Source organism: Caballeronia sp. SEWSISQ10-4 2, assembly GCF_030464885.1.
GTDB lineage: Bacteria > Pseudomonadota > Gammaproteobacteria > Burkholderiales > Burkholderiaceae > Caballeronia.
Genome location: NZ_JALPRJ010000040.1, coordinates 23,528 through 46,524 on the forward strand (window position 1 = coordinate 23,528; position 22,997 = coordinate 46,524).

The 22,997-nt window shown below is 61.7% G+C and carries 21 protein-coding genes; 10 read left to right on the forward strand and 11 right to left on the reverse strand.

The annotated features are described in order from the left end of the window. The first annotated feature begins 219 nt into the window (after positions 1–219). From sfnG to M0D69_RS43865, 8 genes are all read left to right on the forward strand, one after another. Positions 220–1,320 carry a dimethylsulfone monooxygenase SfnG gene (gene sfnG / locus M0D69_RS25295; protein ID WP_301784603.1) on the forward strand — a complete coding sequence of 367 codons (1,101 nt, stop codon included), beginning with the start codon at positions 220–222 and terminating at the stop codon, positions 1,318–1,320. Continuing rightward, positions 1,301–2,467, forward strand: coding sequence for an AMP-binding protein (locus M0D69_RS25300; RefSeq protein ID WP_301784604.1), 1,167 nt, complete (start codon positions 1,301–1,303; stop codon positions 2,465–2,467). Before sfnG ends, M0D69_RS25300 begins: the two co-directional genes overlap by 20 nt. After that, the gene (locus M0D69_RS25305; RefSeq protein ID WP_301784605.1) at positions 2,464–3,264 is read left to right on the forward strand and encodes an ABC transporter ATP-binding protein; all 801 of its coding nucleotides are present in this window, start codon (positions 2,464–2,466) and stop codon (positions 3,262–3,264) included. The genes M0D69_RS25300 and M0D69_RS25305 overlap by 4 nt, the downstream gene beginning before the upstream one ends. Before the next feature lie 45 nt (positions 3,265–3,309). Then, the gene (locus tag M0D69_RS25310) at positions 3,310–4,191 is read left to right on the forward strand and encodes a branched-chain amino acid ABC transporter permease (protein WP_301784606.1); all 882 of its coding nucleotides are present in this window, start codon (positions 3,310–3,312) and stop codon (positions 4,189–4,191) included. Positions 4,192–4,199: 8 nt separating this feature from the next. Beyond that, on the forward strand, positions 4,200–5,246 hold the full coding sequence (locus M0D69_RS25315) for a branched-chain amino acid ABC transporter permease (RefSeq protein ID WP_301784607.1): 1,047 nt from the start codon (positions 4,200–4,202) through the stop codon (positions 5,244–5,246). A gap of 62 nt (positions 5,247–5,308) precedes the next feature. Next, a complete protein-coding gene (locus M0D69_RS25320; RefSeq protein WP_301784608.1) occupies positions 5,309–6,679 on the forward strand; it encodes an ABC transporter substrate-binding protein in 1,371 nt (456 codons plus the stop codon). Between the two features lie 2 nt (positions 6,680–6,681). Continuing rightward, complete coding sequence (locus tag M0D69_RS25325) at positions 6,682–7,482, forward strand: ABC transporter ATP-binding protein (RefSeq protein ID WP_301784609.1); 801 nt, start codon at positions 6,682–6,684, stop codon at positions 7,480–7,482. Further along, positions 7,427–7,654, forward strand: coding sequence for a beta-propeller fold lactonase family protein (locus tag M0D69_RS43865; protein ID WP_367619761.1), 228 nt, complete (start codon positions 7,427–7,429; stop codon positions 7,652–7,654). The genes M0D69_RS25325 and M0D69_RS43865 overlap by 56 nt, the downstream gene beginning before the upstream one ends. Here M0D69_RS43865 and M0D69_RS25330 read toward each other — a convergent pair. From M0D69_RS25330 to M0D69_RS25365, 8 genes are read right to left on the reverse strand one after another with little or no spacing between them, the layout of a single operon-like run. Beyond that, the gene (locus tag M0D69_RS25330; RefSeq protein WP_301784610.1) at positions 7,591–8,604 is read right to left on the reverse strand and encodes an ABC transporter ATP-binding protein; all 1,014 of its coding nucleotides are present in this window, start codon (positions 8,602–8,604) and stop codon (positions 7,591–7,593) included. The two genes, M0D69_RS43865 and M0D69_RS25330, sit on opposite strands and share 64 nt — an antisense overlap. Then, positions 8,601–9,617 carry an ABC transporter ATP-binding protein gene (locus tag M0D69_RS25335; RefSeq protein ID WP_301784651.1) on the reverse strand — a complete coding sequence of 339 codons (1,017 nt, stop codon included), beginning with the start codon at positions 9,615–9,617 and terminating at the stop codon, positions 8,601–8,603. The genes M0D69_RS25330 and M0D69_RS25335 overlap by 4 nt, the downstream gene beginning before the upstream one ends. An 8-nt stretch (positions 9,618–9,625) precedes the next feature. Then, on the reverse strand, positions 9,626–10,513 hold the full coding sequence (locus M0D69_RS25340; protein WP_301784611.1) for an ABC transporter permease: 888 nt from the start codon (positions 10,511–10,513) through the stop codon (positions 9,626–9,628). Further along, entirely contained in the window at positions 10,510–11,451 is a 942-nt protein-coding gene (locus tag M0D69_RS25345; RefSeq protein WP_301784612.1) for an ABC transporter permease, read from the reverse strand. The genes M0D69_RS25340 and M0D69_RS25345 overlap by 4 nt, the downstream gene beginning before the upstream one ends. Next, the gene (locus M0D69_RS25350; protein ID WP_301784613.1) at positions 11,448–12,668 is read right to left on the reverse strand and encodes an FAD-binding oxidoreductase; all 1,221 of its coding nucleotides are present in this window, start codon (positions 12,666–12,668) and stop codon (positions 11,448–11,450) included. Before M0D69_RS25350 ends, M0D69_RS25345 begins: the two co-directional genes overlap by 4 nt. Next, positions 12,665–14,077: an NAD(P)/FAD-dependent oxidoreductase gene (locus M0D69_RS25355; RefSeq protein WP_301784614.1), complete on the reverse strand. Its 1,413-nt coding sequence runs from the start codon at positions 14,075–14,077 to the stop codon at positions 12,665–12,667. The genes M0D69_RS25350 and M0D69_RS25355 overlap by 4 nt, the downstream gene beginning before the upstream one ends. After that, positions 14,074–14,433 carry a (2Fe-2S)-binding protein gene (locus tag M0D69_RS25360; RefSeq protein WP_367619762.1) on the reverse strand — a complete coding sequence of 120 codons (360 nt, stop codon included), beginning with the start codon at positions 14,431–14,433 and terminating at the stop codon, positions 14,074–14,076. Before M0D69_RS25360 ends, M0D69_RS25355 begins: the two co-directional genes overlap by 4 nt. Beyond that, positions 14,414–15,574: an FAD-binding oxidoreductase gene (locus M0D69_RS25365; protein ID WP_301784615.1), complete on the reverse strand. Its 1,161-nt coding sequence runs from the start codon at positions 15,572–15,574 to the stop codon at positions 14,414–14,416. The genes M0D69_RS25360 and M0D69_RS25365 overlap by 20 nt, the downstream gene beginning before the upstream one ends. A gap of 98 nt (positions 15,575–15,672) precedes the next feature. Between M0D69_RS25365 and M0D69_RS25370 the strand changes: the two genes are divergently transcribed. Next, entirely contained in the window at positions 15,673–16,590 is a 918-nt protein-coding gene (locus tag M0D69_RS25370; RefSeq protein ID WP_301784616.1) for a LysR substrate-binding domain-containing protein, read from the forward strand. Here M0D69_RS25370 and M0D69_RS25375 read toward each other — a convergent pair. Further along, entirely contained in the window at positions 16,577–18,148 is a 1,572-nt protein-coding gene (locus M0D69_RS25375; RefSeq protein WP_301784617.1) for an ABC transporter substrate-binding protein, read from the reverse strand. The two genes, M0D69_RS25370 and M0D69_RS25375, sit on opposite strands and share 14 nt — an antisense overlap. A gap of 419 nt (positions 18,149–18,567) precedes the next feature. Here M0D69_RS25375 and M0D69_RS25380 point away from each other — a divergent pair, with 419 nt between their 5' ends. After that, positions 18,568–19,476, forward strand: coding sequence for a LysR substrate-binding domain-containing protein (locus M0D69_RS25380; protein WP_301784618.1), 909 nt, complete (start codon positions 18,568–18,570; stop codon positions 19,474–19,476). A gap of 315 nt (positions 19,477–19,791) precedes the next feature. Here M0D69_RS25380 and M0D69_RS25385 read toward each other — a convergent pair whose 3' ends face one another. Continuing rightward, entirely contained in the window at positions 19,792–21,324 is a 1,533-nt protein-coding gene (locus tag M0D69_RS25385) for a YeiH family protein (RefSeq protein WP_301784619.1), read from the reverse strand. A 158-nt stretch (positions 21,325–21,482) separates the two neighbouring features. Further along, positions 21,483–22,838: a TAXI family TRAP transporter solute-binding subunit gene (locus M0D69_RS25390; protein WP_301784620.1), complete on the reverse strand. Its 1,356-nt coding sequence runs from the start codon at positions 22,836–22,838 to the stop codon at positions 21,483–21,485. Positions 22,839–22,997: the final 159 nt, after the last annotated feature.

The window sequence follows — 22,997 nt, forward strand, 5'->3', positions numbered from 1 at the left end:
ATGACGACCGTGACGGAACAGCATGACGTCGATACCACCGTTTCAGCGTCAGGTTCCGTCGCTGATGCTTACCTATGCCGGTTGCCGGACATATCGATAGCTGAATAAATTGATTGGTGGATGCGGCTGACTGAAATAGATTCAGAAGCCGTGAGTTGGACTCGCAACGACGATGCCGGTCACCAGTGAATCGGCATACTAATTAATCAGGAGATTGTCATGAGCGAGAAGCAGGAAGCGCTTAAGTTTGCCTATTGGGTTCCGAACGTCAGCGGTGGCCTGGTGGTCAGCACCATCGAACAGCGCACTGACTGGAGCGTTGAATATAACCAGAAGCTTGCACAGACCGCAGAGAAAGCGGGCTTCGAATACGCGCTTAGCCAGATCCGCTTTACGGCGGGTTATGGCGCGGACAATCAACACGAGTCGGTGTCGTTCAGTCAGGCTCTGCTGCATGCGACCACCAAGCTGAAAGTACTCGCCGCCATCTTGCCGGGACCGTGGAGTCCGGCGGTTGTCGCCAAGCAGATTGCGACGATCGATCATATCTCCAAGGGGCGGATTGGAATCAACGTGGTAAGCGGATGGTTCAAAGGCGAATTCACGGCGATCGGCGAGCCGTGGCTTGAACACGACGAACGTTATCGCCGGTCGCGCGAATTTATCGAAGCGCTCAAGGGCATCTGGACTCAGGATAACTTTACGTTCCGAGGCGATTTTTATCGATTCAACAACTACACGCTGAGTCCGAAGCCGGTGCAAAAGCCGCACCCGGAAATCTTTCAGGGTGGTAGCTCGCGTGCAGCCCGCGACAATGCCGCGAGCGTTTCCGACTGGTACTTCACCAACGGCAATACGCCTGAGAACCTGAAGCTTCAGATCGACGATATCCAGGCCAAGGCGGCCGTCAACAACCACAAGGTGCGCATTGGCGTGAATGCGTTCGTGATTGCCCGCGACACCGAAGAAGAAGCCAAGGCGGTACTCGCCGACATCATCAAGCACGCGCATGTGGAAGCGGTCCATGCATTCGGCGACGCCGCGAAGCAGGCGGGCAGCGCGTCGCCTGAAGGCGAGGGTAATTGGGCCAAATCAACGTTCGAAGACCTGGTGCAATACAACGACGGCTTTCGCACGAATCTGATCGGTACGCCACGGCAGATTGCAGAGCGGATCGTGGAATTGAAAGCAGTGGGCGTGGATCTGGTGCTGGCCGGTTTCCTGCACTTTATTGAAGAGGTCGAGTATTTCGGGCAGCGGGTCTTGCCGCTCGTGCGCGAACTCGAAGAGGCTGCGCAACTTGAAGCCAAGGCTGCTTGAGATGGTGGCGCCGACGCGGGGCAAAGAGACCGTGCTCGCTGACAGTCTGCCCGGGTGGCTTGCCGTACAAGCGCAGTCCCGTCCTCAGGCGGCCGCGTTGCGGCATAAACGGCTGGGGCATTGGGAGCAGCTGAGCTGGCAAGCGCTTGCCAAAAAAGTCGAGGCACTGGCCGCTGCTTTGGCGGCGCATGATTTCGGTCCCGGCGACGCACTGCTGCTTGTCAGTCAGCCGCGCGAGGAGGCGCTGTTATTGTCTCTGGCTGCCCAATGGCGCGGCGGGGTTGCAGTGCCGGTCGAACCTTCGGTATCGGATCGGACGCTTGCTGAAATCGTGCGGCATCTTGCGCCGCTTTTCATCTTCGCCGACGACGATCGGCAGGTCGATCGCCTGCTCGCGTTATCGCAATGGGTTATCGATGCAAACCCGCGCGGACTGCGGCCGCATCCGCACGCGGACGTGCTTGAATACAGGACGCTCTTATTGTCGGATAAACGTGTTCAAGCCACCACACGACCTGATCATGACGCGTATATCTTCTATCGCGGTGACGTTGAACACGGCCTCGAGGAGCAGCGCGTCACGCATGCAGCGCTGATTCGCGAGGCACGGCAGGTCGTCGCAAAGGAACATCTTCACCCAGGCGATGACGCGTTCGCCGCCCGCGCATTCGCGACAGCGGCGCAGGCGCGCTATCTGGTTGCACCGTGGCTACTGACCGGCTTTCACCTGAATTTTCCCGAATCGCTGGATACACGCGACAACGACCGGCGTGAACTCGCGCCCACGCTCGTCGCGGGAACACGCGAGACCTATGGACGGGTCGCACGGCTCGTCGATGCAAGATTGCCCGGTGAGGGTTCCATCCGCCGGCGCTTGCTGGATCGCCTGAGCGATGAGCGTTCATCCAGGCTGCTGCGCTTCGTCGCGTGGTGGGGTGTCGCGCGGCCATTGCGCGAGGTGATCGGCTTCAGGCGGACTCATGCTGCGCTAGTAGTCGGCGCGTCTCTGGATGATAACGCGGCGCGTCTTTTCAACGCACTACGAATCGATGTCCGCGCATGGCCGGATGACGATCAGTGGCACCGATTGCCGGAGCGCGGTCTGCCTCTGCAAGAAATCGCCGATGTACAAGGACAACCCGCGTGACGTCACTAGAACGGCCTTTGCCTTTACCCGCTGAACCGCTGCTTTCGCTGGACCGGATTTCGTTATCGTTCGGCGGTGTCAAGGCCATTACCGACATCAGCTTCGACGTCCGTCAAGGCGAGATCTGCGCATTGATCGGGCCGAACGGCGCCGGCAAGAGTTCGCTTCTCAATGTCATCAATGGCGTCTACCGGCCGCAGCAGGGCACGGTGCGCTTCGATGGCACCGGAAGCCGTCGCATGAATCCGCATGACGCGGCGCATCGCGGTATCGCGCGCACGTTTCAGAACATCGCGCTGTTCCGGCGCATGAGCGTGTTGGACAACGTACTGACCGGGCGCAACCTGCATCGCGGCAGCACGTGGCTTGAGCAGACCTTTCGAGTTGGGCGGGCCCGACGCGACGAAGCAACACAACGCCGTTACGCCGAAGTCGTGATCGAAGCACTCGATTTGCAGCGTGTGCGTGACAGCATCGTGGGCACGCTGTCGTACGGCGTTCAGAAGCGCGTGGAACTGGCTCGCGCGTTGGCGGCCGAGCCGCGCTTGCTGTTGCTCGATGAACCGATGGCCGGCATGAATGCCGACGAGAAACGCGCGATGGCGGGTTTCATCGTCGATGCCAATGAACAATTCGGCGTGACCGTCGTGCTGATCGAGCATGACATCGGCGTGGTAATGGATCTCTCCGATCACATTGTCGTGCTCGACTACGGCAAGAAGATTGCAGACGGTAGTCCTGCCGAGGTGCGTGTCGATCCCGGCGTACTGGCGGCTTATCTCGGCACGCGTCACTGACCTTGGCGCGCGTCGATTTCATTGAATCACCCAAAGGCTGCATCCATGAGTTTCTTTCTCGAAGTGCTGGTCGGCGGTTTGTTGGCCGGCGTGATGTACTCGCTCGTCGCGATCGGCTTCGTGTTGATCTACAAGGCATCGGGCGTGTTCAATTTTGCGCAGGGTTCGCTGGTGTTGTTCGGCGCGCTGACCTTCGTGAGCCTGGTCGAACGCCATGTTGCCCCCTGGCTTGCATTCGCGGCGACGCTTGCAGTATTGGTGCTGATCGCCATCGCGATAGAACGCGCCGTGTTGCGGCCGCTCGTGAACCGGACGCCTATCGTGCTCTTCATGGCGACACTCGGCTTGAGCTTCATTCTCGAAGGCGCTGCCCAGTTATTGTGGGGCGCGCAGGTGCATGGACTGGATCTGGGTATCGACGATAAACCGCTTCAGTTGGGCGGCGTGATGATCAGCCAGTTCGACCTGTTCGCCGCGGCAACAGCTGGCGTGCTCGTGATTGCGTTGTCTTTGATGACGAACCGGACCCGACTCGGTTTGTCCTTGCGCGCAGTGGCTGATGATCCGCTCGCGGCACTTGCGGTCGGCATCAGGCTGCCGCGAATCTGGGCCATCGTCTGGTCGCTTGCGGGTTTTGTCAGTCTCGTCGCCGGCCTGCTATGGGGCGCACGCCTCGGCGTACAGTTCTCGTTGTCGCTGGTGGTGCTGAAGGCGCTTCCGGTACTGATCATCGGTGGCTTCTCGTCGATCGGCGGGGCGATAGCCGGCGGCCTGCTGGTCGGCGCGTCGGAAAAGCTGGCCGAGGTGTACGTCGGCTCACTGGTGGGCGGCGGCATCGAGAACTGGTTTCCGTATGTTCTCGCAGTCCTGTTCCTGCTCGTACGCCCCGTGGGCTTGTTCGGCGAACCCGCCGTCGAACGGATATGAGGCCGCTTATGTCGAACATCGTCATTCGCCGCGCCGGGCTGAGCGCTTCGCGGCCGGCCGTTCCAGGGCTCGTTTTAGTCGCGAGCCTGGCCGTCCTCGCCGCTGTGCCGGGAGTAGCCAGCGAATATTGGCTGAGCGCCGTGCTGACGCCTTTCTTGATACTGTCGCTTGCCGGGCTTGGTTTAAATCTTCTGACGGGTTATGCCGGTCAACTGTCGCTTGGCACCGCGGCTTTCATGGCAGTGGGCGCCTACGCCACCTATAACTTCGCCGTCCGCGTGCCGGGTTTGTCGTTGCTCGCGGACCTTGTTCTGGGAGGATTGACAACTGCGGCGATCGGCACGTTATTCGGCTTGCCAAGCCTTCGCATCAAGGGCTTCTACCTGATTGCTTCGACACTGGCCGCACAATTTTTCATCGAATGGCTTTTCACCAAGGTGAACTGGTTCTCGAATGACGATACGTCCGGCGTCCTGAGCGCCCCTCGGTTATCGGTCTTCGGCTGGTCCATCGCCACGCCGGTTTCGCGCTACCAGTTCGTTCTTGGCGTTGTCGCGGTGTTGTTCGCAGTGGCTGCCAGCCTCGTGCGCAGCGAACTCGGCCGTCGCTGGATGGCGGTACGCGACATGGACACGGCGGCTGCGGTCATCGGCATTCCTATCGGCCGCACCAAACTGCTGGCCTTCGCCGTCAGTTCGTTCGTCATCGGGATTGCAGGCGCGCTCTGGGCGTTCGCTTATCTCGGCACGGTCGAGCCGCACGGCTTCGACCTCAACCTGTCGTTCCAGGTGCTGTTCATCATCATCATCGGTGGGATGGGCAGTATCTCGGGCAACTTCTACGGCGCGGCTTTCATTGTGTTGCTGCCCATTGGGTTGTCCCATGCGGCCGGTGCGCTTGCCGCTATCGGCGTGGACGTCGGGCAACTCCAGAACCTCCAGAAGATCCTCTTTGGCGCATTGATTATCTTGTTCCTCATCAAGGAACCGGACGGGCTTGCGCGGCTTGTTCAGATCGCGCGGCAGCGCCTCAGGAACTGGCCGCTGCGGGCCTGAACGTTTGCGCAGAAATAGTCCATACCTCTTTCCCAATCACAGCAGACACGGACGCGTTCAGCATGAATCTTTCACTATCACGTTATTTTCGCGCGGCCTCGTCGCGTGCGACAGCTACCATCGGCGTATTGCTTTTACTTGCAGCCGGCGTTATTGCAACCGCTTCGGCCGCCTACGCGGGGAGCGAAGAGTACTTCCCCTTGCAGAGTTATCGGGTCGGGCCGTACGCGGCCGGCGGCACGGGTTTCTTCGGCGGTTTCATCGACTACATGCAGCTCATCAATACCCGTGATGGCGGTGTGAACGGCGTCAAGCTGACCTGGAGCGAATGCGAAACCGAGTACGTGGTGGAGAAGGGCGTAGAGTGCTACGAGCGCCTCAAGGCTGGCCTCAACGGCGCGCCGGCGGCGGCCACCAATCCGCTTTCGGTCGGCATAGCGTATGCGACCCTCGATCGGTCGGCGGCGGACAAGCTGCCGCTCATCACGATCAATCATGGCCGCACGGACTCGACCGATGGTGCCGTTTTCCCCTACGTTTTTCCGCTGCAACTGAACCCGTACAGCGAAGTTTCCGCGATCATCAACTATATCGGGACGCAGTCGGGCGGGTTGCAGGGTTTGAAGGGCAAGAAGATCGTGGTGCTTTATCACGGCTCACCCTATGGTCGCGAGACGATTCCCGTACTCGATACCCTCGCGAAGAAGTACGGCTTCGAACTGACGCAGATCGAAGTGCCGCATCCGGGTAACGAACAGGGTTCGCAGTGGCTGAATATTCACCGCATCAACCCTGACTGGGTCATCCTGCGCGGCTGGGGCGTGATGAATCCGGTGGCGCTCAAGTCCGCGCAGAAGGTCGGTTTTCCAGCGAATCACATCATCGGCAACATCTGGAGTAATTCGGAGGAAGACGTGCGTCCTGCCGGCGATGCTGCCAAGGGCTTCATCTCCATCACCACGCATCCGTCGGGCACGAACTATCCCGTGCTCCAGGCTATCGATCAATACGTCGTCAAGCCCGGCAAGGGCAACCTCAATGACCCGGCGCGCTTCGGGACGGTGTACTACAACCTCGGTGTCGTGAACGGCATTCTCAACGTCGAAGCATTGCGAGTCGCACAGGCGAAATACGGCAATAAGCCGCTGACGGGCGAACAGGTACGCTGGGGTTTCGAACACCTGGACCTCGACAACGCCCGCTTGAAACAGTTGGGCGCATTCGGGCTGGTACAGCCGCTCAAGCTGTCGTGCGCGGACCACGAGGGCGGCGGTGCCGTACGCTTCCAGCAATGGGACGGCCAGCACTGGAAGGTGATCAGCGATTGGGTGCAGGCGGATCGCGCGCTGCTGCGTCCGATCATCGAAAAATCGGCGAATGCGTACGCGAAAGAGAAGGGCATCACGCCGCGCGACTGCAGCAAGGATCTGTAGCAATGGCGGCCGGCACGGTTCTCGATGTGGATGGCATCGCCGTCACCTATGGCGGACTTTTTCCGGCACTGCACGGGGTGTCGCTGAGCGTTCCGGATGGAGCCGTCGTCGCGTTGCTGGGCGGCAACGGCGCGGGCAAGACGACTACGCTGAAGGCGATTTCGGCCCTGGTCGGCGCCGAGCGGGGTGAGTTGACCGCCGGGCGGATCGTGTATCGCGGCGAGGACGTGACGCATGCCCACCCCTGGACGCTCGCGGAGGCCGGCCTCGTCCAGGTTCTGGAGGGGCGGCGTTGCTTCGCGCATTTATCGGTGGAAGAGAACCTGCGGATCGGCGCGTACGTTCGTCGTCCGGCCTGCCGCGAAGTCGAGGCAGGCCTTGACCGTATCTATGCCATTTTTCCGCGCTTGAAGGAGCGCCGCAAGTTGCCCGCGGGGTTGACGTCGGGCGGCGAGCAGCAGATGGTCGCGATTGGCCGTGCATTGATGGCGCGGCCATCGGTGATCCTGTTGGACGAACCTTCGATGGGCCTCGCACCACAGATTGTCGAAGAGATCTTCGAGATCGTCGCGGGGCTTAATCGTGAGGAGGGGGTGAGCTTTCTGCTGGCTGAACAGAATGCGGCCACCGCGCTGCGATACGCGACATACGGATATGTGCTCGAAGGCGGGCGTGTCGCGGCGCAGGGAACGCCGGCGGAACTCGAACAACTCGACGTGCTGACGGAGGCGTATCTAGGTGCGGTGAATGCGGCCGGTGGCGGCCGTGCAATCCGTCGCTCGTCACGCTTCGCACTGGCGTGACGGCATACCGAAATCAGCCCGGGAATCGTCGCTTCTAGTTCAACGCAGCGATCAAATCGCGATCTTTGCTGTCGATGCGGCCAGTGGCAAGCTCCGATTTACGGGAACCTACGTTGCGGTTGGCAGCCCATCGGATATCGCTTTCGCGTCTCCGGTCGTCACGGGAAAGTAGCACGCAACGCGCCGTCCAGATGCGAGCTCGTCGAGCTTGGGCACCTGCGTCATACAAGCCCCGACGGCACGCGGGCAACGCGGGTGGAAGGCACAACCGGACGGCAAGCGCGTGGGCGAGGGTATTTCTCCCTCGATCTTCGACAGCCTGATGCGAGCACCTGGATCCGGTACGGGGGAGGAGTCTCTGAGGACCCGGCTGTACGGATGCGCTGGCGTGTCCAATAACGGGCGCGTCGGGCCGCTCTCGACGATACGTCCCAGATACATGACGCTGACCGTGTCGCAGAATTGGCGTACCACGCCCAGGTCGTGCGATACGAAGACGAACGACAGTCCGCGTTCCTTGCGCAATCTCGCGAGCAGATGAAGGATCTGCGCTTGCACCGATACGTCGAGCGCCGACACGGGCTCGTCGGCAATAATCAACTCGGGGTCGAGCACCAGTGCACGGGCAATGCCGATGCGCTGGCGTTGACCGCCCGAGAATTCGTGCGGGTAACGGTCGAGCACATCGACTGGCAGGCCGACGTCGAGCAAAGTGTCTGCGACCTTCTTGGCGATCGCGCGGGCGTTGCCCTGGCCGTGCACACGCAACGGTTCCTCGAGGGTCTGACGAACCGTGCGGCGTGGATTGAGTGACGCGTAGGGATCCTGAAAGACGATCTGGATGCGTTGGCGCAGTGTGCGCATTTGCGCCGCGCTGGCGCGCCGCAGATCGATACCATCGAACACAATGGAACCGGAATCGGGTTCGATCAGGCGCAACAAGGTGCGCGCAACCGTCGATTTGCCACAACCGGATTCCCCGACCAGGCCCATCGAGCAGCCTCGCTCCACGGTGAACGACACCTCATTCACGGCTCGTACCACTTGATGCGGCGCGCCGAACCGCCCACCGCCGCTGGCGAAATGCTTGATCAGTTTGTCTACGCGCAGGAGTTCACTCATAGCGAGGTTTCCAGGTTCATTCGCAACTGTTCCAGCCGCACGGGACAACGCACCATGTGGCCGGTGGCGCCGCCCAGTACCTGCTGCAAGACAGGGTGCTCGCGTTCGCATTGCGCCTGGCGAGACGGGCAGCGCGGCGCGAATGCGCACCCGGGCGGCATCGCCGCGAGCGTGGGCGCCTGGCCCGGGATAGCCAGGAACTCGTCGGTGTCGAGATCCACGCGCGGCATCGCGCGCAGCAGCGCTTGCGTGTAGGGATGCGTGGGCTGCGCGAACAGCGCATCGACGTCGGCCAGTTCGACCACTTCGCCGGCGTACATGACTGCCACGCGGTCCGCGATTTGTGCGACGACGCCCAGGTTATGCGTGATGAACAGGATCGACATGCCATGCGCCGCCTGTAACTGCGCGAGCAGCGCCAGTATCTGCGCTTGTACGGTGACGTCCAGGGCGGTGGTCGGTTCGTCGGCCACGAGCAGCTTAGGCTTGGACGCGAGTGCCATGGCGATCATGACACGCTGGCGCATGCCACCCGAGAACTGGTGCGGATAATCGTCGAGACGATTGTCCGCACCTGGAATACCGACTTCCCGCAATGCCTCCAGTGCCTGCAGGCGTGCTTCTGAATAAGAGGTGGCATGGTGCTGGCGGATGGCTTCGACAATCTGGTCGCCGACCGTCATCGTCGGGTTCAACGAGGTCATCGGTTCCTGGAAAATCATGGCGATGTCGTTGCCGCGCACGTGCGACATCTGCGCTTCCGACAACGTCGACAGGTCGCGACCCGCAAGCAGTATGTGACCGCCGGCGTGGCGCGCGCCGGCACCCGGCAGCAACTTCAGGATGGATAGCGCGGTAACGCTTTTGCCGCTGCCCGACTCCCCGACGAGTGCCACTGTCTCGTTGCGAGCCACGGATAACGATACCCCGCGCACAGCTGCGTGCCATTGTTTGCGGATGCGGAATTCAGTGCGCAGTTCGCGAATCTCGAGAACGGCTGGATCCTGTGTCATCGTCTGTGTCACCGCTTCTCTCCGCGCAGTTTGGGATCGAGCGCGTCGCGCAAGGCATCGCCCAACAGGTTTAGGGCCAGTACCGTGAGCAGGATGGCCACGCAGGGGAAAACGATCAGCCACCAGGCGTCGAGAATATTGTTGAAGCCTTCCCGGATCATGCTGCCCCAGGTCGCAATCGGCGGCGGCACGCCGAGGCCGATGAAGCTGAGCGAGGCTTCGGTGCGGATCGCCGCGGCCATCCACAGCGAGGCCAGCACGATCACGTCCGAGGCCATGTTGGGCAGGATGTGCACCCCCATCAGGCGCATCGGTCCGAAGCCTAAGGCACGGCCTGCCTCGATAAAATCTCGCTGCTTGAGCGCGATTGTCGGTGCGCGCGCAATCCGCACGAACGGCGCGATTTCGGTGATCGCGATCGCCACGATCAGATTCTCGAGACTGGCGCCGAGCATGGCCGCCACCATCAGTCCGAGCAACAGCGTGGGAAACGACAGGAGTACATCGACCAGCCCCATCACCAACTGATCGAACCAGCCGCCCAGGTAGCCGGCCAGTATGCCGAGCGCGGAACCAATCAGCATGGCGATCAAGACCGCGAGAAAGCCTACCAGGAGCGAAATGCGGGCACCATAGATCAGGCGCGAGAGCACATCGCGGCCATAGCTGTCGGTGCCCAGCCAGAAATCAGCAGATGGCGGATCCAGCCGATAAGCAATGTTCTGCTGAAGCGGATCGTGGGGCGCGAGCCAGGGGGCGAATACCGCCGCCAGGACGATTATCAGCAACAGGGTCACGCCTATCCAGGCGACACGATTGCTGAGGAGTGCACGCCATAGACTGTCGGGCGGGGTGGCGGGAACTGTGGGCGGGGCCGAAGGCGAGAGCGTGCTCATTTGTATTTCACTCGAGGGTCGACCCACCCGTAGGCGAGGTCAGTCAACAGGTTCACGATGATCACGCAGGCAGCGAACACGATCATCAGGCCTTGCAGCAGGGTATAGTCGCGCGCGTTCAAGGCGCCCAGAATCAACTTGCCCAGGCCGGGCCGGTTGAAGACGATTTCGGTGAGAACCGAGTTGCCGATCAGGGTGCCGAAATACAGGCCGACCACCGTGAGAATGGGAATCAGCGCGTTGCGTAAGCCGTGGCGCAAGATCAGTTGGCTCGGGCGCAGCCCTTTGGCGCGTGCCGTGCGGATGTAGTCTTCGCTGAGCACGCTCAACATCGACGAGCGGGCGACCCGGGTGACGTAGGCTGTCATGATCAAACCCAGGTTGAAGGCCGGCAGCACCAGGCCACGCCATTGGCTCCACGGGTTACCTGAAGTCGTGCTGCCGATGACCGGGAACCAGTTCAGCTCGATGGCGAACACCAGCAGCATCAGAATCCCGGACACGAACGCGGGAAACGACAGGCCCGCCAGCGACAGGAAGCGACTCACGTAGTCGGGCCAGGCATCGCGCCGCAGCGCGGCCCAGATCCCCAGCGGCAGACCGAGGCCGATGCCGATGACAATGGCGGCGAAGCTCAACTGCAGGGTCCATGGCAGCACCTCGGCGACCTCTCGCAGAACACTCCGGCCGTTCGACAGGGAGTAACCGAAATTGCCCGTTAGCGCGTCACTCAGAAAATTCAAGTACTGCGTATGAAGCGGGAGGTTCAAGCCCAAGTGGGTGCGCAGCGCCGACAGAGCCGCGGCACTGGCCTGGTCGCCGAGCATGGCGGCGGCGGGGTCACCCGGTACCAGCCGCACCAGCACGAATACCGCGGTCAGCATTGCCAGCAGCGTGGGAATGGCGAGCAGGAGGCGTTTAACGGTGTAGCGCATCATGCTGCGACCTCCGCTGGCGGTGTGGCCGTCAAGCGTCGCGCGTTCAGGGCGCCGATGGCGCGCCGCGTCGAACCGCTGACGATCAGATCCGTCAGCGCAGCGCCCACGACGGGCACCAACTGGAATCCGTGACCCGAATAACCGAAGGCATGGAAGACCCCCGGCGCGTTCACCGCGGCCCCGATGACGGGCAGCAGGTCCTCTGTTTTTGCCTCCAGGCCCGACCAGACACGCACGATGTGAATATCGCGTACGCAGGGGAATAGATCGGTTGCCGCCCGGGCGCCTTTGGACAGGACACCCATTCGTACGACCGAGGTTTCGGCGTCCAAATTGGGGATTCCCTGCAAGCCGCCGCCGATAACCAGCGTGCCCTGATCCGACTGCTTGAAAGACAGGGAGCGCCCCATGATCGATACCACTGGTTCAATCATGGGGGCCAGCCGTTCCGAGACGATCATCATGGAAGCCTTTGTATCAAGCGGAATGTCATCGCCCACCATCGCCGCGATGCGTCCGGACCAGGCGCCTGCCGCGTTGATCACGAACGGCACGACGAGGGTGCTGGTTTGCCCGCGGCCATGATCGCGGCTCTGATCACGACCAAGCGCTTGGCCGCCGCCCCGTTCGCCGTCGGTGACTGCCGCACCATCCATCTCGATGGACCAATCCTGGCCACGCCGCTCGATGCGCCGCACGCCGCATCCTTCGCGGATCACGACGCCGGTTGCCTGCGCGCTGCGCCGGAAGGCTGCGAGGGTGCGGTGCGGATCCGCCGCGCCATTGTCAGGTGCAATCGATGCGCCGATGCAATGCCGGCTGATCGCCGGGACCCGCCTGCGCAGCTCTCGGGCATCGATGATTGCTTCGTGCGTATAGCCCAAGCCGTTCAGCCTGGAAACGCGCTCCTCGAGTTTGGACAAGATGCCGGGCTGTTCCGCCACGCAGATCTGGCCATGTGCGTGGAAGCCGCAGTCATCGCCGACCAGTGAACCGATGTTGTGCCACATCTCCATCGATTCGAGCGCCAGATCCAGTTCGCCCAGATCGCGGTTGAGCGTGCGCACGCCCGCGGCGGACGCCCCGGACGCGTGCCTCCCGACCCACGCCCGTTCGAGCACGACGACGCGTTTTCCCGCTCGGCCGAGGTGCAGGGCCGCCGACAGGCCGTGCAGGCCACCACCGATCACGGCGACATCGAAGACGGCGCTGGTCATGCTGCGTGGCTCCCTGCATCGCTCCCACTATCCAGGGACGCCAACTCGCCCAGGGTCAATGGCTTGAGAGGGGGCCGGATGCGGTAAAACCCGATTTCCTCGACCGGCTTCCCGTGCGCCGCAGCGAGAATGTGCGCGACCGTGTAGCCGCACTGCCGGCCCTGGCACGGTCCCATTCCCGCACGCGTAAATGCCTTGATCTGATTCGGGCCCGGCTGGCCGATTTTGGCGGCCGCGCGGATCTGGCCAGCGGTCAATTCCTCGCAACGGCACACCATCGTGTCGTCCGTCGGTGCGAACAGTTCCGCGCGAGGCGGGTACAAGGCGTCGAGCACCGGGCGAATTGACAGTTCCGTTGCCAGTCGCCGGCGCATGGGCTCGGCGAGGCGTCGCGCCGCATCGTCCTGCAACTTGCCGGCGCGCATCGCGATACCGAGTGCTGCCAGGTCGCCGCGCGTGCGGGCGGCATGCGCGCCACCGATGCCTGCGCCATCGCCAGCCAAAAAAATCCCGGGCTTGCTCGTCTGGCCCCACTCGTCGAGCGTCGGCGCGAGACAGAATTGAGCGGCGCTCCAGACGTGTTCGCAACCGAGTGCTTGCGTCATATGGATCGACGGAACCACGCCCTCGTGTATCAGCAAGAGCTCGGCCGCGACGCGTTGCGACTGTCCGTCGGCGGTTTGATAAACGAGATGCTCCAGGCGCTGGTCGCCCTGTGCACGCAGTTGCGTGACGCCGCGGATGATGGGAAAGCCGGCACGTCGCAACTCACGTGTCCAGCCCAGACCTTTGAGTATGTCTTTCCAGGCGTGGCGTGCGCTCGCCACATGCGGCAGGGCACGCCGCCAACCATCAGCGGGCGCGGTGTCCAGCCAACCGGCGATGCTGCCGCCGGCGCGCAGCAACTGCACCATGTAAAGCAGGGCGAGGGGCCCGCTGCCCGCGATCCATGGCGGGTTTTGTGGAATCTCGCGCGCGGTCTTCAGGAGGATCTGGGCCGCGCCCACCGTCAGCACACCGGGCAAGGTCCAGCCCGGAAAAGGAGCGGGCCGTTCCTGCGCGCCGGTGGCTAGCAGCACATTGGCGGCTTGCACGCATTCCGCCTGTTGCGCGCGGCTCATGTAGACCTGCCAGCCAGGCTCGATTTGCCACACCTGGGTGCCGGGTTCGTAGACGGCGCCGCTCGCCCGGAATGCTTGCGCGAGCGGCAGGCCGGCAGCATATTCGTCGCCCAGTAATTTGCCGGTACTGGTGTCGGCCCGGGTTTCGATCGCGCGCCAGATCTGGCCGCCCGGCGCGTGTTGATCATCCACCACCAACACGCTCAAGCCCAGGCAGCGGGCCCGCAGCGCCGCGCTCATGCCCGCTGGGCCAGCGCCGATGATCAGTAAGTCGACGGCGCGGTTCATGGTGAAACTCCGCCTTGCATGCCGTCGCGAGGGTCGACAGCGTCTTCCGGCGCCGCCATCGTGAGCGCGCGCCGGCCGTGCTGGCGTTCCACGCGCATGCCCCCGCGCACCTGCACGAGGCAGGTCTGCGTGGATGCCACGCCATCGACGCTGGCAAGGCATTCGAAGCACACACCCATCATGCAATACGGCGTGCGCGGGCTGCCGCTCACCGGGGTGGTGCGCGAGAACGGCGGATCCAGCCGCAGCAGGACCGCAGCAATGCTGTCGCCCGGTTCGGCGCTCACCGTTTGTCCGTCGATCGTCAAGGTCAAAGCGGGGACTGTCGCCCCGGGGTCATGCAGTTTGCGGAACATCGAAGCGTCCATGGTGAAAAACCTGCAGTTCGGCCGGAATAAGCGCTTGCGCGAATGCGGCCGCAAGCGGGCCCGCATGAAACGCGGCTAGCGTAATGCCGGAGTGACAAAGTGCGATCCATGCGCCTGGCTGGTCGACGGAACCTGCATAGACCGGGCAGCCGTCCGGCGTCATGACGCGCAGGCACGACCAGTGCCGCATCAGCAGCGCTTGCCCCAACGCGGGCAACACACGGCCAGCCTGACGACTCATGCGGGCCGCGGCGGCGGTCGTCGTGCTCAGATCGAAGCCGACTTCCTCGTGCGTGACGCCAACCATTACCGTTCCTTCGGCGGTCTGCCGAAGGCCACTGGCCGGCAAGGGGAGTATTGGCGCCAGGCGCTCGGTGACCAGGAGCTGCCCGCGTTGCGCGTGCAGCGGCACGTCCAGTCCGACCATCCGGCCGAGCGCCGGCGAGCCCAGTCCGGCGGCAACGACCACTTGAGCCGCCTCGAAGCGCTGGGCCCCGACCTGTACCTCGAAGCCGCCGCCGGTGCGCGGCGCGATGCGCGAAACCGCGCTGTTGGCGCGCAGGTGTCCGCCACGCAATTGAAGGCCGCGCTGCAGCGCGGCCAGCAGGCGGAGCGGATTGACGTGACCATCGACGAGTCCGTAACTCGCGCCGCTGACTTCGGGCCCGAACTGGACCTTGGGCAGCAGACGCTGCAGGGCGGCGCGATCCAGCATTTCCGTGCAGCGTTCTTGCCCGGGCAACTGCTCGGCCCAGCGCGCCAGCTTCTCGGCACGTTGATCCCATTGCGCCTGGCCGAGACAGAAATGCAGACCGCCGTCGGCCCGGTAGTCCAGTTCGATGCCGGTTTCGGCGGTCAACTCACGAGCAAAGGCGGGCCACAATGCCACGCTCTGGCGCGACAGCTGTTGGTAGGCCGGAACGTCGAAGCCCTTGCCTTGTACCCACACCAGTCCGAAGTTCGCCTTCGCCGCGCGCAAGTCGCCATCGGCGCCATCGAGCGCCAGCACGCTCAGGCCGCGGCCGGCCAGACCGTAAGCGATCGCGGTACCGACCATGCCGGCACCCGCTACGATTACGTCGTAGGTTTGCTTCGTCAGTTGCCGTTCTGTACTCCTATTGACTGTCATCGCGGTACCGGGAAAATGAGCGGGCGCGCGTCCCAATGTTTGTTATGCTCGAACGCGCATCAGTATCGGTTGGTCGGCCTATTTCCAAGGGGTGTGGCATGAAGCGGCAACTCAATTTGCGCCAGATCGAAGCGTTCAAGGCCGTCATAGAACAAGGCACTGTCAGCCGCGCCGCCGAAATCCTGTTTGTCTCGCAGCCGGCGGTGAGCAAACTGCTGGCCCACCTCGAAGACGAGACGGGGTTGGCTCTCTTCGAGCGCATCCGCGGCAAGCTGGCGCCGACGCGCCACGGCATGCGCCTGTACGCGGAAATCGATCGCATCTTCGCCGGCGTGCGACAGGTCGAGCAGGCCGTCGACTCGCTGCGCCGCGACGAACAGCGGCATCTCACGGTGGGTGTATTGCCCGCATTGTCGGGTTCGTTCATCCGGCGCGTCGTCATGAATTTCCTGAAGGTCCATCCCGACGTACGCGTGTCCATCGAGACGCGCAGCTCGCAGTTCGTGGCCGACTGGCTGATCACGCGGCAGATCGATGTCGGCCTGGTTAGCGGCCTGATGGACAATCCGTATATCGATAGCGAGTCGCTCATGGAGCATCCCCTGATTTGCGCCTTGCCGCCGACGCATCCGTTGTGCAAGAAAAAAATCATCCGTCCGCAGGACCTCGATGACGTTCCGTTCGTGACCTTCTCGGCCAAGAGCCAGACCCGCCAGTTGGTCGAAGTGGCGTTTCAGCGCCATGCGGTGCGACTGAACGTGGTGCTCGAAACTGGCACCGCGCCGACCGTTTGCGAATTCATTGCTGCGGGCCTCGGTGTGTCGTTGATTCATCCGCTGTTCGCCGTCGGTTCACAGGATCGGCTGGTGCTGCGCCGCTTCAAGCCGGACATGGCCTTCGATTTCCGGCTCTGCCGGATGCCTGCATCGCGCAATGCCGGTCTCGTCGACACGTTTATTGAAGGCGCGCGCCTCGTGGCGGCACAGGTTTCGGCCGAATTGCTCAGTGACCAGTAAGCGATGTCTTCTCGGTGATGGGCGGCGCGAGGTTCAATGAACCCAACAAGCCGTACCCGTACACGACCTTGTTGCTATGAACCCAGACTTGCAACAAGCCGAACAGCGGCACCGAGCAGACGTCATCGTGAATCTTCTGTTGCGCGCTTTTCCACAAAGCCAGTTGCTTGTTCGGGTCTGGTTCCAGGCGTGCCGCACGGATGTCGGCGTCCGCCATCGAGCAGTGGGAGAAGTTCGACATCGCTGTTGGAGAATTCACCGCCGCGGCGGAATCGTAGAACTCGCTTAGCCAGGCATCGGCGTTGGGAAAGCGTGCTGCGCCATAGAACACCAACGCGCTCAAGTCTTTCCGGCTTTGTGCCTGATAGGTCGAGTGATCGACCACTTCCATGGTCAGCTTGATCCCGGCCTTCGCCAACTGCGACTGCACGATTTCCATGATCGGTTCCTGCTCCGAGATATTCGACACGATCGACTTGATGGTGATGCCGTTCGGAAAACCGGCTTCGGTCAGCAGCTTGCGAGCATCCGCGACGTTGTATGGATAGCCGCCGCTCGAACAGTCCTCTCCCAAGTAGCCTGGAGGGACCGCCGAGCAGCCCTTGGTGGCCACATCCGTGCCGACGTAATGCATGATCTCGTCGACGTTGATCGACTCGGCCAGCGCTTGCCGGACCTTGACGTTATCCAGCGGCTTGATCGTGCGATTGATGTACAAGGTGCGGAATTCGCCCGGTCTGAAGATATCGACATTCGTCCCGCTGCGTTTGCGGGCGCGTTCCACCCAGCGTTGTTCGCGCTTGCCCGCAATGATGTCGAGCTCGCCCGAATCGAACGCCAGTTCGCGATCGCTGTCCGACGGGATCATCCGGTAGGTAATGCCCGCGAGCTTCGGCTTGCCGCGGAAATACTGATCGTTCGCAACCAGTTGCACGTATTGCTGCGTGACATGCTGGCTGAAGGCGAAGGGCCCGGTACCGACTGGATGATTACCGAACTGGTTGCCGTATTTCTCGGCCGCTTTCATGCTGAGGATATTGCCGCCGTGATAGTTCGATACGCGCCCGAGGAAGGTGGCATCGGGGTACTTCAACGTGACGCGCACGGTGTATGGGTCCGTGGCTTCGACCTTGTCGATCACGGCGAAGTTTGCCGCGAAGCTCGACCTCTTGGAGTCCGCGGCGCGCCGCAGCGAGTAGACGACATCCGCCGCGGTCAACTCACCCCAGTCCCCTTGAAACTTGACGCCGTGGCGCAGATGAAACGTCCACACGTTGTTGTCCTTCGAGGTCTCCCAGCTTTCGGCCAGGTCGGCCTCGAGTGACTTGGGATCCGCGCTGCCGGGCGCGAAGCGGACGAGACCATTGAAGATCTCGGCGACCACCCCGACATCGTTGGTCGACGTGGCACGATTCGGATCCAGCGTCACGTTGTCTTCGGCGCCCGAACTGACGCGGATAACCGGACGTGGATCGCTCTGCGCCTGCGAGGCAACCGGGAAGCTCAAGCCCGCAGTAGCCAGCGCCACGATCAGCGTGAATAAGATTCGGTAGCTCAAGTGTAGCCCTCGATCGAGATGCGTCGTTTCAGGAGTGACGCTAAGGTGAAGCCTTCAAATTAGGCTGTCAAAGTCCGGTATCGGCGTGGAGTATTCGAAAGAGTTATAGGTCGGGTAATCCCTTGTCGCGGGGCAATGCGGGTCAGTCGGTGCCCACCGTATGACCCGATATGGAGCGTCTGGGTGGCATAGACATGCAGCGCGGCAAAGCCCAAGCGGAATGGATAAGGCGAGCGGTTTCAGATTCGCGACAAATCCCCATGACTTTTTTGCTTAATCTCAGTACGTACTGTTATGACGAAATTTTTCGTCAAATATCGGTACATGTCGGCTGTGAAATCAGAATATGGCGCAAAAAAGAAACTGGATAATCGTTTTTTTTGGGTTGATGATAGTGTTTTGTTATGAACTAATTTCGAATGAAATTACGACAACTCGAGGCATTCCGCGCCGTGATGCTTTGTGTGACCGTCACGCGGGCTAGCGAGATGCTGCATATCTCTCAGCCGGCGACAACGCGCCTGCTGGCTGACCTGGAAATTTCCTTGGGGTTTCCACTGTTCAAGCGGGAAAAGAAACGTCTGCACCCGACGGCAGAGGCTCAAGCGCTTTTCGAAGAAGTGCAACGGTCATTGTCGGGTATGGATCGAATCGCGCGAGCAGCGGACGAGATACGAGCGTTGCAGCGCGGAACGCTGCAAATCGTAGCCGCACCTGCGCTAGCGTATTCGTTTCTCCCTCACGCCACGGCAGACTATTTGAAGACGCATTCCGGCGCTCGCGTTTCGCTTCTTGCGCATTCGTCGCGTACCGTGGTCGACATGGTGGTGGGACAACGGTGCGACGTAGGTTTTGCCATCTTAAGGATGGACCAGCCGAGCACGCATGGTGAACGCTTGTTTTCGACGAAGATGGTGTGTGCGATGCCGAGCGGCCATCGTTTAGCCTCGCGCTCACAAATTGCGCCGAAGGATCTTGCCGGCGAACAACTCATTGCTTATCCACGTGATTTGGAGTCGCGCCTTGAGTTAGATGCCTTGTTCGCATCTCATGGCGTCAGTCTGGAGGTCCAGATCGAAACGCAGGTTTCCTACGTAGTCTGTTCGTTCGTTGAAGCAGGCGCTGGCGTAGCGATCATCGACGCAATTACAGCGCTTGCTTATAGAGGGGATCGGGTTGTTTTTCGTCCTTTTGACTCGAGTGTGGCCGCGCACTTTTCCGTCTTGATTCCTTCCCAACGGCCACCAGCCCTCCTGCTACCTTCCTTCGTGGCACATATCAGGACTTATGCCCTGGCTAAGCTAGACCCACGTTTGGTTATTGCGTGATTGCCACTGGGCCATTGCTCGACCTTTCTTCTGCTCCGCCTTGTGTATAGCAAAACGAGTTTTAACGGGTAGTGACGGCGTCACTACCCTCAAGCACGGCCTCGAATTCAATGCACGAATCGCCCGGTGATACCAATTGATCGTGGCGTCGGCAAAGACGTGTCTCTCCCACACTCGCTCCGAATCCCGAGCTGAACGAAATCAGCCCGGGAATCGTCGCTTCTAGTGCATGACGATCGTGTTCACAATGCCGGCAAGCCGCGCAGACGGTGCGGGAAGCACCAGCGTCATCAAGCTTGGCGACATCGCGCGTCTTCATTGTCCGAGCGAGGCCCAATACGCCCCGAACACATGCACCGACAGCAGGTAGCCGATCACCACATTCACGGCAACGCCTGCCGTGAAAGCGATGAAAGGCTTCGCACCCGTTGCGGACAGGCTGCCGAGCCGCGTGGTCAAGCCGATGCTCAGGAAACAGAAGGTGAACGCCCAGGTGCGCAGTGCGGTGATCGGCGCGACGAAGGCGGGCGTCACGACGCTCCGGTATTCAGTCAGTGTGTAATGGCTGCCGATCCACGTAACGAGTGCCGAAGCGATCAGGAAGCCGATCACGAACTTGGGAAAGCGGGTCCAGATTTCGCGCGCGGTCGTCTGCGTTTTCACAGCGCCGGGTTCATCGCGATCCCAGCGTGTTGTCGCGACAATGGCGAGCACGAATGCCCAGATGCCTATCCAGATGTCGCGTCCTACCACCTTCATCAGCGTGAAGGCTTGCAGCGACGCTTCCGGTGCACCGGCAATCGCGTTCTCCGCATGTTTCGCGAGATCGCCATACGCTTGCGCTGCCGCAATGCCGGCGGCATCCGCGAATTCCGATGTCCCGATCCACGCGCCGGCTACGCCGGTCGGCAAGCCTAGCGCACGCGATACGAACGGCAGCGCGAACACCATCACGATTGCCCAGACCACCACGAGCGTGATCGCCACCGACGCTTGTTCGCGCTTGGCCCTGACTGCCCCCGCAATGGCGATGGCCGCGGACACCCCGCACACCGCGCCACCGACGCCCAGCACCGCCGCAAAACGCTTGTCCAGTCCGAGCGTGCGGCCGACGAGAAAGATGACGAAGAAGGTAACGAGGGAAACGACAGTCGCCTGGCCGACCGCCACGGGGCCAGCCCACACGAGCAGCGTGAAGGGCAGCGTAGCGCCGAGCAGCACGATCCCGACCTTGATATAGAACTCGACGCGCAACGCCGGCAAGAGCCACGCTGGAAGCCGCGTCAGGTTCGAGATGAGCAGCCCGAGCGCGAGTGCGATCAGCGGCGGCTCGAGGTTATACGTCGACGAGCTGGTCCAGGCCCCGGCAATAAAGGTCAGCGTTGAAACCACGAACACGACAAGAAAGCCGGGCACGAACTGCACGACCCGCTGCCCGAGCGCCGCGACTGCAAACCCGAACAGAATCGCGAAGACAATAAAGAGTGCGATGTAGTTCGGGAGATGATGTCCAAGGTCTGCGGCCGCCTGTGCGCCGCTCGACCACTTGGCGGGCGCGACCGCCAGCCACTTGATGCTCGTGCCGGACGCAAACAGCAGGTAAGCGATCACGATGATGGCCAGACCGATCCAGACAGCCCACCAGTCTTCCGTTTTGAAAGGGCCGCTGCTGGACCGGTCGGGCCGGTGTTCGGTTTCGTAAGCTGGAGTGGTTGCATGTGTATCGCTCATCGTCGCCCCGGGATCGTTGTAGTTGAGGTGGGGGTGTGCGAGCGCAGGTGGACTCTGCGGTGCACGCCGGCGTGGAGAATGAATGGCGTCGAGATTCGTCGTCGAGCGTCGACTCATGCCGGAGCTGCGGTTCCGGTCTGTCGCGCACATCGCAATGCAACGAATTCCACGATCGGATTATTGGCAGGGAGACAGGACTCGCGCCAATATCGATTCGCTATTTCTAAATCCGAAATTGTGTATTAGGGCGGCGCTTCCCGTTCGCAAACCAGGCCCTACTCGTGCGCCTTCTCCCGGGACGCTTCGCCCAGATGTGCGCGCACGAATCCAACGTGTTCGCGAAGTACATAAAAAGCGTCCGCATGCGCGAGCGGCATGCGCAAGGTATTCAGCGACTCCTCGATCTGATCGAGTTCCGCCACGAGCACCCTCCGTTCTTCCTCCGTCGCGCCATTCAGCGCGCCGCGTTCTATCGCGATCAACGAGCCGTAATACCGATAGATTCGCGATCGCACCCGCCAGCCATAGAGCGCCGGGATCAGCCGCAAGGCCGGTATCAGCAGTACCGCGACCGGCAACAGCAGAACAAGTATCCGGTCCGCCATGCTGGCGACCCAGAAGGGCAGGACGCGGTAGAGGAAACTTTTCCCTGACTTGTAATAGCGCGTGGCCTCTTCGCTGATGGGGTATTCCCGCGCGATGGGACTAGGGAATTGCCCGGCGTTTTGCAGGAGCCCGGGCATCCCGTGAACTTCCTGCGCAGCTTCAATAAGCAGATCCGATATGGCCGGGTGCAAGTTCGGCCGCGCCAGGATTTCAACAGTCGGTCCGATCAAATGCAAGGTCTGCGGCGGTACCTTTCGCCGGAGATCGAGCACGCCCGGCGGCAGGTCGATTTCGTCGAGATAGGGAAACAGTCGTGTATAAGCGCTGGCTTCCGCGAAATCCATGACGGAGATTCCCGGTATGCCGAGCAGCCTGAGCATCAGCCCGCGCGTGGTCGAGTCGCCATTGAGCAACGCCGCATCCACGTTCCCCGCAACCAGTTCCTTCGCAGCGTCCATGCCATCGAGCGGCACCAGTTGCGTGTCGCCGCCGGGCGTGATGCCATTAGCCTCGAGCAAGTTGAGCGACAGCCTGCGTGTGCCGCTGCCTTCGCGGCCGATCGCGATTTTCTTGCCCTCGAGTTCCGACAACTGTGTCATGCCCTTGCCGCGATAAAAAACCACGGTGGGGACGTAAAAGACACTGCCGAGCGACATGAGCGATGACCTTGCCGCCGCATCGGAAACACCGCCTTGCACCAGCGCGAGATCGACATGGCTCTTGGGGTCCATCAGCCGTTGCAGGTTCTGCACCGAACCATCCGATTCCAGCACCTTGAGCGTGACGCCATTGCGCGCCAGGATCTTTCTATACTCGTCGGCGGTATGCAGAAGCGAACTGTCTTGGGGACCCGCGCTGATCGTGATGGTTCTGGGCGGAGCCGGGTCCGCCAGCCACACGATCAGTCCGACCATGATGACAAAAAGCAGGGCGAACGGTGCGGACGTCAATGAAAGGTCGCGCCAGGCCACATGAGCGTGGTGGTCTCGCGGAAAACGCGGGGGATGCGGGCGATGTTGTTTCATGAGACTCCGTCGGAATAGCCTCACACTTTTAGGAATGACATCATGCCGTATTCAGGCAGTGCTCAGTGGGATCAGCGTGCCCGGCTCAAAGCATACGCGCGCAATAGCAAATCGGGCCCAGTGCCGAGTTTATACGAGGGGAAGTTGAAAGCCACGCAA